This is a genomic window from Desulfobaculum sp. (genome assembly GCF_054921475.1).
Genome location: NZ_JBUDSW010000117.1, coordinates 1 through 10,888, shown reverse-complemented (window position 1 = coordinate 10,888; position 10,888 = coordinate 1). Strand labels below are relative to the sequence as shown.

At 62.3% G+C, this 10,888-nt stretch carries 11 protein-coding genes; 4 read left to right on the top strand and 7 right to left on the bottom strand.

All coding sequences use genetic code 11. The features are described from left to right. From ACY69P_RS09160 to ACY69P_RS09145, 4 genes are all read right to left on the bottom strand, one after another. Window positions 1-306, bottom strand: a complete 306-nt coding sequence (locus ACY69P_RS09160) for a hypothetical protein (RefSeq protein ID WP_404844375.1) — start codon at window positions 304-306, stop codon at window positions 1-3. Window positions 307-613: 307 nt separating this feature from the next. Beyond that, window positions 614-1,423: a DnaJ domain-containing protein gene (locus ACY69P_RS09155; RefSeq protein ID WP_462327243.1), complete on the bottom strand. Its 810-nt coding sequence runs from the start codon at window positions 1,421-1,423 to the stop codon at window positions 614-616. 22 nt (window positions 1,424-1,445) lie between these two features. After that, complete coding sequence (locus ACY69P_RS09150; RefSeq protein WP_404844377.1) at window positions 1,446-1,898, bottom strand: YkgJ family cysteine cluster protein; 453 nt, start codon at window positions 1,896-1,898, stop codon at window positions 1,446-1,448. Next, window positions 1,895-2,308 carry a CoA-binding protein gene (locus ACY69P_RS09145; RefSeq protein WP_404844378.1) on the bottom strand — a complete coding sequence of 138 codons (414 nt, stop codon included), beginning with the start codon at window positions 2,306-2,308 and terminating at the stop codon, window positions 1,895-1,897. Before ACY69P_RS09145 ends, ACY69P_RS09150 begins: the two co-directional genes overlap by 4 nt. 112 nt (window positions 2,309-2,420) lie before the next feature. On the opposite strand from ACY69P_RS09145, the gene mqnC reads away from it, so the two are divergent. The 3 genes from mqnC to ACY69P_RS09130 all read left to right on the top strand — a co-directional run bounded on the left by mqnC (window position 2,421) and on the right by ACY69P_RS09130 (window position 5,624). After that, entirely contained in the window at window positions 2,421-3,449 is a 1,029-nt protein-coding gene (gene mqnC, locus ACY69P_RS09140) for a cyclic dehypoxanthinyl futalosine synthase (RefSeq protein ID WP_404844379.1), read from the top strand. Between the two features lie 2 nt (window positions 3,450-3,451). Beyond that, window positions 3,452-3,847: a hypothetical protein gene (locus ACY69P_RS09135; RefSeq protein ID WP_462327242.1), complete on the top strand. Its 396-nt coding sequence runs from the start codon at window positions 3,452-3,454 to the stop codon at window positions 3,845-3,847. Between the two features lie 202 nt (window positions 3,848-4,049). After that, window positions 4,050-5,624, top strand: a complete 1,575-nt coding sequence (locus ACY69P_RS09130; protein ID WP_462327241.1) for a sensor histidine kinase — start codon at window positions 4,050-4,052, stop codon at window positions 5,622-5,624. Between the two features lie 145 nt (window positions 5,625-5,769). Here the strand turns inward: ACY69P_RS09130 and ACY69P_RS09125 are convergent, their stop codons facing one another. Together ACY69P_RS09125 and ACY69P_RS09120 are read right to left on the bottom strand one after the other, a co-directional pair. Then, window positions 5,770-6,960: a murein transglycosylase domain-containing protein gene (locus ACY69P_RS09125; RefSeq protein WP_459899001.1), complete on the bottom strand. Its 1,191-nt coding sequence runs from the start codon at window positions 6,958-6,960 to the stop codon at window positions 5,770-5,772. A gap of 85 nt (window positions 6,961-7,045) precedes the next feature. Next, window positions 7,046-7,363, bottom strand: coding sequence for a hypothetical protein (locus ACY69P_RS09120; RefSeq protein ID WP_459899003.1), 318 nt, complete (start codon window positions 7,361-7,363; stop codon window positions 7,046-7,048). 234 nt (window positions 7,364-7,597) lie between these two features. Between ACY69P_RS09120 and ACY69P_RS09115 the strand changes: the two genes are divergently transcribed. Next, a complete protein-coding gene (locus ACY69P_RS09115) occupies window positions 7,598-8,824 on the top strand; it encodes a M24 family metallopeptidase (protein WP_462327240.1) in 1,227 nt (408 codons plus the stop codon). Between the two features lie 93 nt (window positions 8,825-8,917). Here ACY69P_RS09115 and ACY69P_RS09110 read toward each other — a convergent pair whose 3' ends face one another. Continuing rightward, entirely contained in the window at window positions 8,918-10,786 is a 1,869-nt protein-coding gene (locus ACY69P_RS09110; protein WP_462327239.1) for a protein-disulfide reductase DsbD family protein, read from the bottom strand. Between the last annotated feature and the right edge of the window lie 102 nt (window positions 10,787-10,888).

Below are 10,888 nucleotides of genomic sequence, written 5' to 3'. Positions count from 1 at the left end.
TTAGGAGGCCGCGGCGTCCATATCGTCGAACCAGCTGGACAGAATGTCCACGAGCTGACGCGCCTGCTTGGCGGAGGATATATTGAACTTGGACTGCTGGATGTAGTGCCCACCACGCTTCTGGTAGCGTCCTACGCGGACTTTGGGGGCCTTGTATTCTTCGGTCCTTTTGTCCATTTCCTGATACAGGAAGACGATGGTGGTCCAGGAGCCTTTGGTCAGGACTTCCTTTTTCAGTTCCTTGACGACAAGACGGCCGTCTTCGTCTTCCCAATTGATTGTGATTTCGTCGATAGTCTCGGCCATGAAACACCCTCCTTTGCTGTTCTTCACTCTCGTGGGCCTGTGCTCAATGCTTGAGCGCAGGCGTGACCGCTTCCCTCGCATGGACGAAGGAGGATTTCAAATCTTTTTTTCATTGTGCGTGGTGGCGCGCACAGTGTCCTGCATCCCCTGAAAGGGGTGTGCCCCTTCTCCGTAAAGGCTTTTCGCGGGGCGGGGCACCATGTGATAAGCTGCTCCACTTACGGACAAAATTGACGCCATGCCCGCGGGGCTGTGCGCCGTGCCGTGTGCGGCGTGCGGGCTGTGGACGAGCAGGGTGCACGCCCGGTTAGCGCGCCATCAGCCGGAGGTACAGGTCGCCCTTGATGGGGCCTATCTTGCGGCCAAGGCCGCGCAGACGCAGCGGGCGGCCTGCCACGAAATCCGGGGGCAGGGGCACTTCAATGGTCATGGGCTTGTCCGAGAATCCACGCCGGATTTGCAGGCGCACGACGCAACCGGGCAAAAGCTGGCTGGGAAGGAGATGGACGGTCTGCTCGTCGTCCATCTGCTTTTGCAACCAGCCTTTGACCCACTGTACCGGGCCGCCGCGCAGGTTGAGGTTCATCTCCGCACTGCCAAGGCGCAGGCTGAGGCTGCGGTTCTTGACGGTGGCGTTGCGGCGCGGGGCGGTGCCGGATTTTTTGATTTGGCTGTAGATGTCCTCAAAGACCTTGCGGGCGAAGGGGTCGTTGAGGATGTTTTTCAGCACGTCTTCCTGCTTGAAGTGGAAGCCGCCGGAGGGCTCGGCCTCGCGCCGGGGCTTTTGGCGTGCGCCGCCGGGTGGCGGTGGCGGGGGCTTGGCCTCGGACTGCTTTTTGTAGCGGCGTGCGCCTTCCTCGCGTGATGCTTTGGCCTTTTGCCCTGCGCTGGCGGAGGTTTTGCGGCTGCGTGGCGGCTCCTGCGGCTGGTCCTTCAGCGCCTCGGTGAGGATGACGTAGGCTTCGTTCAGGCGCTGAAAATCCGTTGCGGCGTTGGGGTTGTTGGGATTGAGGTCCGGGTGGAGTTCGAAGGCCCTTTTGCGGTAGGCGGATTTGACCTCGTGCAAGGACGCCCCGGGTTTGAGACGAAGAATCTTGTAACAGTCACGGACGTTCACAGGGCCCCCGGTGTATGGTGGTTCAGGACGGGATGATATTCGTCAGTGCCTCGGGCGCGTCGTTGTCGTCGCACTCGATGTTCAGGCTTTTGATGTATTCGATGCCTTGCCTGCGGAATTCGTCGTGTCCGGCCTCGGCGCGGACGCCGGGACAGTATTCCTGAATCATTTCCCAGCTCATGGCGTCTACGATGTTGCCCTTAAAGAAGGGCCACGCGCGGCAAATGTCGGGGCGTCCGGGGTGAACGTGGCATCCTTCGCCCTGCCGGAAGAAGATACAGTAGTCGTCGTCTCCGGTGATGAGGATAATCTTGCCGCCGCAGGTGCGGGTGTAGCGGGAGAGAAAGTCCTCAAGCGGCAGGCCGAGATGGTCGGCCAGACGGCGCTGGTCCTTGGCGGCCATAACGATGCCGCCTTCTCCCTTGCAGCAGTGGCCGCACATGCGGCACTCGAACGCCTTGACGTCCTTGTTCATCGAAGAAGTCTCCTGTGCTCGACCATGAGGCAGCGGTCCTGCACAACGCTGGTCGGCGTGTTGTTCAGTATATCCACGGCGTCGTTGCTGACGATGCCGGATTGCATCCAGAAGAGGAGCGGGGCCTTGGGCAGTGCGGCGCACTCCCGGGCGTGGTCCGGGCAATACGCGGGGGCGCGGAAAACATCAACAAGGTCAATCTCCCCGGGGATGTCCGCAAGACTGCGATAGGTGGCAAGCCCCCAGACGCCAGTGCGCTTGGGGTGCACGGGATAGATGGTAAAGCCGGCCTCTATGAGGTAGCGTCCCACCATATCAACGGGTTGCCCCGCCTTGTCCTTGGCACCGATGATGGCAATGGTCCGAACCTGCGACAGCAGGTTTTTGAGCGTGTCGTCGAAGAGAATCATCCGCGACTCCATGGTTGCGAAAATCTTTCGGATGCGCCAATGTCTGGCCCGCCGGGCCTTTGTTGTCCGTGAATTTGTCGTAATCGTCAAGCAACCCGGGAGGGAGACAAATATGCAGGAGCGTTTGACTCCGCAGGCGGCGCTTGCGCTGCTGAAGCAGGAATCGGTGTTCAGCCTTGGCCGCATGGCGCATGCCCGCAGGATGCAAAAGCATCCGGACAGCCGGGTGACATATATCGTTGACCGCAATATCAACTACACCAACGTGTGCATCTCCGGGTGCAAGTTCTGCGCGTTTTTCCGTGCGCCGGGCGACGAGGGCGGCTACGTCCTCAGCCGCGAGGAGCTTGCGGCCAAAGTGCAGGAGACCGTGGACCTTGGCGGCTATCAGATTCTGCTGCAGGGCGGCATGCATCCGGACCTCGACATGGAATTCTACGAGGGGATGCTGTCCTTTTTGAAGGAGCGCTTCCCGCAGGTGGCCGTCCATGGCTTTTCGCCGTCCGAGATTTGGTACCTGGGGCAGGAGAGTGGCCTTGGGCACGGCGAAGTCATCCGCCGCTTGGTGGCCGCGGGGCTGGACTCCATCCCCGGCGGCGGCGCGGAAATCCTTGTGGACCGTGTGCGCGAGGACGTCTCGCCGCGCAAGGCCACGGCGGACCAGTGGCTGGAGGTGATGCGCGAGGCGCACCTTCAGGGCCTGCGCACCACCGCGACCATGATGTTTGGCGAGGGCGAAACCATTGAGGAGCGCATTGAGCATCTGGACCGCCTGCGTACCCTGCAGGACGAGACGGGCGGCTTTACGGCGTTCATCCCGTGGACCTTTCAGCCGGACAACACCCGCCTGCCGCGCCCGGAGGCATCCAGTGAGGAATACCTCAAAATGCTGGCCCTCTCGCGCCTGTATCTGGACAATATCGACAACGTGCAGGCCTCGTGGGTGACGCAGGGACCGCTTATCGGTCAGCTTGCGCTGTTCTGGGGCGCCAACGACTTTGGCTCCACCATGATTGAAGAGAACGTGGTGGCCGCCGCTGGCGTGCACTTCCGCCTGCCGGAGGGCAAACTGCGCCATCTGGTGGAGTCCGCAGGGTTCACGCCATGCCGCCGGCGCATGGACTACACCCTGATGGAGTAACCGTGCACACGGCGTTTTTTCTTCGTGGGATGCTGCTCTGGGCGGGATTTGTCCTGCTTGGGGCGGCGTCCGGTGCGGTGCGCGCGGCGTGGACCCAGCCTGCGCTGGGGCCGGGCGCGCAGTATGTGCACTTGGTGGCGTTGACGGCGTGCGTGCTGGTGCTGACCCGCCGATTGCTGCGCCGCTTTGACGCCGCGCCCGCCCTGCTTTGGCGGCTGGGGGTGATGTGGGCGGCGCTGTCCGTTGCCCTGCACCTCGGCCTTGGTCGGCTGGTGTTTGAGAGGCCCCTTGCCGCGCTGGTGGCCGAGTATGACCTCACCGCCGGAAGCCTGTTCCCCGTCTTTTTGCTCATCCTTGCCGTGACGCCCCGGTGCGCGGCGCTCCTCTCCCGTCCGTAGCATCTGCCCGTCAGCCGCCATTTTTGTGCGGCGCGCCATAATTGCGGGCGCATATTGCCCGTTGTTTAGCCCTGTTATCAACAGCGGAAACCCACGGCCCGCTTGTGACGATGGGCTGTTCGTGGTATTACAGATAACAATTGCCGATTGTCTGTTCCAAGGAGTTGAAATGCCATAAGTCCAGTTGATGCGGGGAAGCGCGATGCCCAGTGGTCCCAAGATGGAGCAGGGCGTTCTTATCGCCTTGAAACCAAAAGACAAGAGCGAAGCGGCCAGACGGCGCAATGGCGACACCTTGCCCGGCCCTCCCCAGAGGCGCGAGCAGGGGATGGGTGTGGCCGATGCGCTGGGCAGCAGCCAGTATCAAACGCTCCTCAACGGGATTCCCCTTCCGACGGTAACGTGGCGCTATACGGACGGCGAGTTTGTGCTTGTGGACTTCAACGCCGAGGCCGTGAACTTCTTTGGCACCACCTCCAATAACCGCATCGGCTTCACCAGTACCAATCTCTATCCCGACCATCCTGAAATTTCCCTCGACCTTGAACGTGCCTACCACAGCGGCGAGCGCATTGTGCGCGAGATGCGCTACACTACGCGCACCCAGCCTGCGCGCCGTCTGCACATGCGCTTTTCCTACGCCGCGTGCCCGCCGGACCTTGTGCTCATGTTCTGCGAGGACATGTCGCAGGGCATGCAGTTTTGGGAGGACAGAAAGAAGGCGGAGCAGCAGTTCCGTGCGCTGTTCGACGCGGCTCCCGTTGGCATCTACCAGACCGGAACGGGCGGCCGCTTCGAGCACGTGAACCTGCGCCTTGCGCGGATGTACGGCTTTGCCTCGCCCGATGAAATGGAGCTGGGCGTCAAGGACCCGAGCGAGCTTTTTGTCGACCAGAAGCAGCGCGACGCCCTGCAACGTGCGCTGGCCGAACGGGGCGCGGTGGATGATTTTGAATGCCTTGTCCGCCACGCTGATGGCTCCACGTTTTGGGTGTCCAAAAGCGTGAAGCAGATTCGTGACGGGCAGGGCAATGTCCTGTCGTCCATGGGCTTTGAGGTGGACATCTCGGAGCGTAAAATGGCGGAGAACCTGCGCGAGGAAGTGGAACGCATCACCCGCCACGATCTCAAGTCGCCGCTCAACGCCGTGGTCGGCCTCGCCAACCTGCTGCAGGATGATGAAAATCTGACTGATGATCAGGTGGAAAGCCTGCGTGTTATCGAGCACTCGGGCAATACCATGCTGAATATGATCAACCTGTCGCTGGCGATGTACCGCATGGAGCGTGGCGCCTATACCGTAAAGGCCGACCGCATCGACCTGCTGCCCCTGCTGGCCGAGGTGCTGACCGAGCTGGAGACCACACTGTCCGCACACAAGGTGAAGGCGGACATCCGCATCCGCGGCGTGCTGGCCGGGCCGGGAGCGGGGTTCTTTGTGATTGGCGAGCGGCTCCTGTGCTGGGCGCTGCTCTATCATTTGGTACAAAACGCCGTGGAAGCCTCGCCTCCGGGTGAGCGCGTGCACATTCATTTTGACGAGGACAAGAGCTGCTGCGTCAGCGTGCACAATATGGGCATGGTGCCGGACAAGATTCGCGATACCCTGTTCGACAAGTTCATCACCGAGGGCAAGAAGGAAGGCACCGGCCTTGGCGCATACTGCGCGCGCCTTGTGGTGCAGACCCTTGGGGGCAGTATTTCCTACACGTCCACCAAGGCGGAAGGAACCACCATGCGCGTGCGATTGCCGTTGCCGCCCTCCGGGTGCTTTTAGCCGCGAAAGGGGCCAGACACCGCAAAAGAAGCGCCGCGCCGCCGGAGTATCCGGGGCGCGGCGCTTTTGCGTGCGGAGGGGGGAAGGGCGGTACTGGTCGCAGGGGTGCGTAGGCCGCCGTGACGTCGCCGCCCTTGGGCGTGGGTCAGGCGCCGATAAAGAGCTTTTTGGCGTCCAGCACCTTTTTGATGTAGCGGCGCGTCTCCGCGTAGGGCAGGTGGGCGCGCAGCTTGGCGTAGACTTCGGACGGGCGCATGGCATTGATGCGCCGCACCGCTGTGGAGCGGTTGGAGCTAAAGGTACGCAGCACGTTGCCCGCGCCCGTATTGTAGGCGGCGATGACACAATATTCGCGCGTGAGCGGGTTGGTGATTTTGGCGAGGTGGCGCGTATCCAAAATGTGCAGATAGGCGGAGCCAAAGGTGATGTTGTTGTCCGGCTTGAACAGGAAGTCCCGGCTGGGCGGCGTGGCGCTGCCGTGGAGCATGCGGTTCACTTCCGCGCCCGCGCTGGTGGGCACAATCTGCATCAGGCCAAAGGCCGGCGCGCCGCTGACGGCAAAGGGGTTGAAATCGCTTTCCGTTTTGATGACGGCGTAGATGAGGTTGCGGCTGACGCCAAAGCGCTTGCTGCGGCTGGCCACAAGGGAGGCGTACTTTCGCGCGCGGATGTGCAGGTGGTCCTTGACCAGCGGAAAGCTGACCGAACGCGCCGTGCCGTGGCCGTTGTCCAGACGGCGCGTGGAGAGGGAGGTGCTGACAAGGTGCTCCGCAAAGCGGTTCGCGCGCCATTGCCAGCGGATGGCCTTGCCGTCCTGATCCAGCACTTCCTTGTACAGGAAGGGCGTTGCGCCGTAGGTGACCTCGCCCGCGGAGTAGAGGTCCACGGCGCGCGGGTCGCCCGGGGCGAGGACCGTTGCCACCACAGCCTGCTTCAGGCTGTCCAGCGGGGCGGTTGTGTCCACCGTTTCCACGGTGACGCGCCCTGCGTCAAAGTCCACCAGCGCGCGGGATTTGTAGCCCTCGGTATATTTGACGTAGGTCTTTGGCGTAGGTTCGCGCCGTTCTTTTTTGCCCCACACGCCGTCGATGGCGTCGCGGAATTCCTCAATGCGTTTTTTGAAGGCGAGGATGTCGGCCTTCAGCTTTTTGGGATTGGCGGCGTAGCGGGCGGCCTTTTCCGCGGCAAGGGATTGCACGGCGGCGGGGTCGCCACTGGTGGCAATGCGGGCAAGGCGGTAGGCGTCGGAGCTGGTGCAGCCAAGGAGGATGACGCAGGCTGCGCCTAAACAAATATTCCTGAGCAGACGGGTGCGGGGGGTGGTGACGGCTTTCATAGCCCGGACTGTAGCGGAATCGTCCGGGAATTCAAGGGGCCGCGGGGCGGCCCCGGATGGTGTTTGGCAGAGTGCCGCAGCGTGTCTAGGACAGGAGCGTGACGCCGAGGCGGGTTTGCAGGTCTGTAGCAATGGCCTTGGCGCGTTGGGTATCCGTGGTGGAGAGCAGTTCGTCCAGCAGCTCCGTGGGGATGACGTCTGGCTGGTAGCGCACGTGGATGGTCTGGGTGAAGATGTTTACCTTCACGTCGTCGATGCCGCTTGGCAGTTCGTCGAACTTGGGCAGACCGGAAAAGCCGGGGGCGGAAAGGATGGCGGGGTTGACCTTAATCTTGAGATCACCGGGCGTATGGCTGGCCACACGCAGGTAGTCTCTGGCTTTCATGAGCCAGTCGAAATCCATATGTCCTCCTGATGGATGCTCGTGTCGGGACGAATATACTGTACTGCGGGCCGAAGCGCCCGGGGAAAGTGTCGCTGTGCGGACGGGAGTTCGTATACTAGCGCGGGAGCCATGGCAAGCGCGGCAGGGAATGCCAATGCGTGCAAGTGGTTGCGTATGCAGTTCATTGTGGCGTATGACGGGCCATTCGCAGAGCATGAGAAAATTTTGGTGAATCTGCCAAGGAGAATCACTATGACAACGGCGCTTGAAACGATACCGCGCGAGGAACTTGCGCTGCGCTGGCAGCGTTGCCGCGAGGCCCTTGCGCAGATGACCCCCGAGGCGGGCGGCTTTTTGGCAACATCGCGTACGGCCATCTATTGGCTGTCCGGCTCGTGGATGAACGGTCTGTTCTGGCTCCCGCGCGAGGGGGAGCCCGTGCTCCTTGTGCGCAAGGGCATGGAGCGGGCGCGGCTGGAATCGTCCGTTGCCGCCATGGCGCCATACCGCAGCTACCGCGACATAGCCGGGGCGGTGGCGGAATGCGGGGGCACGCTGGCGTCGACGGTGGCCGTGGAAATGAACGGCCTGCCATGGACCATGGGCGACAAGCTGCGCTCGGCCCTTGCGAGCGTCACACTGCTGCCGGGAGACGCTGCGCTGGGCTACGCCCGTTCGCGCAAGACGGCGTGGGAGCTTGCCAAGATGCGTCTGTGCGGCGAGCGGCACAACTTCGCCCTTGCCGAGGTGCTGCCGGAGATGCTCCACGCGGGCATGACCGAGCGGGAGGTCTCCCACGCGGCGTGGAACGTCTTCTTCGAGCTTGGGCACGGCGGTCCCCTGCGTATGGGGAATCCTGGCGAGGAGACGTTTCTTGGGCATGTGGCGGCTGGAGACAGCGGCAACTACCCCAGCGTTTTCAACGGTCCCCTTGGGCTGCGCGGCGAGCATCCGGCCATTCCGGTCATGGGCTACGCGGGCAAGGTGTGGAAGCGGGGCGAGGTGCTCGCCTGCGATATTGGCTTTTGCCTCGAAGGGTATGTGACGGACAAAACGCAGGTCTACTTTGCCGGAACGCCGGATGAGGTGCCTCAGGCCGTGCGCGTGGGGCATGAGTTCTGCAAAAATGTGCAGGACTGGCTGGCCGAAAACCTGCGCCCCGGCGCCATCCCCGAAGACCTCTATATGCACTGCGCCGCGTGGGCGGAGCGCGAGGGGCTTGCTGGTGGATTTATGGGCCTTGGTGACAACAAGGTGCCCTTTGTGGGGCACGGCATCGGGCTGGTGATTGATGAGTTTCCGCCTGTGGCGAAAAAGGTCCGCACGCCGCTGGAGGAGGGCATGGTCCTCGCGCTGGAGCCGAAGTTTGGCATCCCCGGCGTTGGTATGGTGGGTGTGGAGAATACCTTTGAAGTCACTGCGGATGGCGGCGTCAGCCTGACCGGTGACATGCACGACATTGTGTGCATTGATTCGTAGCGGCCCGCTTGTCTGAGTGCGGCTGGGGACTGACGGAACAAAAAAGGGCGCGGAATATTCCGCGCCCTTTGTGCGTTTGGTGACGGGGCAGGGCTACGGCGCGCCAAGGGCTTCGGCCAGTGCGGCGTCCATTTGCGACTCCGTGAAGATATCGCGCAGGACCACGGGCCGTGTAGCGTCCTCCCCGGCCGGGAAGATGGCCACCACGGGAATGCTTTGGCTGCCCAGACTGCGCAGCAGGGCCATGGCCTCGGGGTTCGATTCCGTCAGGTCCGCCTGCATGAAGCTGACGTCCCATTCCTCAGTCCAGCGCGTCAGGTTGTCGTTTGTGAGGGTGGTCTTTTCTAGCGCCTTACAGTTAGGGCACCAGTCGGCGGTGAAGTCCAGAACGATGGGCGTTTCGCCAAGGGCGCTCTCGAAGGCCGCGGGAGTGTAGCCCAGCCACGGGTTTGGCGCTGCGGGCCGCATAAGCAGCGGCCAAGCGATGAGCACCAGCGCCACGGCTACACTGCGGATGGACCAGCGCTTGATGCGCGACTGGGACAGGTTCGTCCACTTGCCCCACATCCATGCGGCCACAGCCACAACCCACAGCAGAGCAAGGGCGCTGATGAGCCATGCCTCGGGAATAATGCTGAGCAGGTAGACGCATGTTGCCATAAGGAACAGCCCAACGCCTGCCTCAAGGTAGCGCATCCAGCCGCCGGGACGCGGAAAGTGCGTGGCAAGGCCGGGGCGCAGCGCCATAAGCAGGAAGGGCGAGCTCATGCCAAGGCCGATACTCAGGAAGACTGCGGCAATGACCACTGGCGGCTGGAGGAGCACCCAGCCCAGTACGCCGCCAAGAAACGGTCCACTGCACGGGGTGGCCAGCAACGTGGCAAGAATGCCTGTAAACATCGCCTGCATGCGCGGATTGCCCGACGGGTTGGTGGTTTTGAGGTCCACCACCGGCAGGTCAAAGACGCCGAACAGTGACAGGGACAGGGCAAAGACCACGGCGGTAGCGCCAAGCACCAGTCCCGGCTGTTGGAACAGTTGTCCCCACGCCAGCCCAAGGGCGCTGAGCACAGCGGCCAAGAATCCAAAGTAGAGCAAAATGCCAAGGGAGAAGAACACGTTGTGCTCACGGAAGGCGTGGATGCGTTGGGCCTCGTTTTCTGCGCCCGCGCCGCCCAGCAGGGCGGAGACCTTGAGGCTGACCACCGGCAGAACGCAGGGCATGAAGTTGAGGATGAACCCGGCGATAAAGGCGAAGATGAGCGCTTTGCCAATACTGGTGACCTCCAGCCCGGGGCTAAAATAGCGCGGCTGGAACTCTGGCGCTGGGGCTGGCTTCGCGTCACCGGTCAGCGACAGGACAGGGGAGGGCGCCGCAATGTCGCCGGCCGCCGGGTCGCCGCCTTGGGCAAGGCTGTTATACAGGGGCCACCAGACCGCGCTCTTGGCGCTTGGCAGGTCCGCGGGGGCGGCCGTGCTCAGGTCGAGGGTGATGTCCGTATTAATAGGGCGACAGTTGATGTCCGAACACAGCAGCGCGGACAGCCGCCCCGAGAGTGGCGCGTCGGCATGCTCCACCACCTGTGCGGGAAGGGGCATAAAAATGGGCGTTTCGTGCTCGTAGACGAAAACTGTTTTTGTCGGGTCGTAGATGTCGTTTTGTTTGTCGCCGGGAGGATACAACGCCGGGAGCGGCTCTTCACCCTCCACCGCCATGGTCAGCGTTGTGGGCAGCCCCGTGTCGCCGGCGGGATTGCCATAAGCATGGGTGCCGGCAGGAGGAGTGATCCACAAGACGGCAAGGAGCGTGCTCTGGCTGTCTGACGGCATGGAGTACAACTCCCACCTGTACGGGAGGGGAGCCTCGTCAGCATGCGCCGGAGCAGCGGCGACGGCCAAGGATGCGATGATGATAAGCGCGGCAAGAAGCGGCGCGATGGAGCGAAATGTGGTGTGTTTCATAGTTTTCAAAGTAATTTGAAAAAAAACCGTTGACAAGTTTTGTCCAAAAGAGCACTTTCCACCTCGCTTGAGCGGAAACGCAAAAGCCCCCAATACGTGGGC